The following is a 520-nucleotide window of genomic DNA, read 5'->3' as shown; positions in this document are numbered from 1 at the left end:
ATGCAGAACAGATAAATGTTTTAAATGAGGGAGAAATAGTTGGAATAGGAACACATAAAGAGCTTCTAAAAAATTGCGAAGTTTATGAGCAAATAGCTTTATCACAACTTTCAAAGGAGGAGCTAGCTAATGAGTAGAATGGGAAGAGGTCCTATGGGAAAATCTATGGGAGCAGGACAAAAAGCAAATGACTTTAAAGGGACTATGAGAAAACTAATTGCATACTTATCTAAATTTAAAATATCAATAATTTTAGTAATTGTATTTGCTATTGGTAGTGCGTTGTTTTCTAGAGTAGGTCCAAAAATTTTAGGTAAAGCAACTACAAAGATATTTGAAGGATTAGTGAGTAAAGTTTCTGGAGGAAATGTAGGTATAGATTTTAATGCAATTGGAAAAATCTTAATGTTTTTACTTTGTCTTTATTTCATAAGTGCACTGTTCTTTTTTATACAAGGATTTATCATGAGTGGAATTTCTCAAAAAGTATCCTATAATTTAAGAAAAGAGATTTCAGAAA

General features: G+C 30.2%; 1 pseudogene. It reads left to right on the top strand.

Features of this window, described 5'->3' with window-relative positions:
* Positions 1–129: 129 nt before the first annotated feature.
* Positions 130–520 (top strand): annotated as a pseudogene (locus K0039_RS20605) (ABC transporter ATP-binding protein); the annotation flags it as partial.

Source organism: Terrisporobacter mayombei (assembly GCF_020748465.1).
In the GTDB taxonomy this organism is placed as follows: Bacteria; Bacillota; Clostridia; order Peptostreptococcales; family Peptostreptococcaceae; genus Terrisporobacter; species Terrisporobacter mayombei.
The sequence above is the reverse complement of the archived record's forward strand: the minus strand, read 5'-3'. Positions and strand labels throughout refer to the sequence as shown.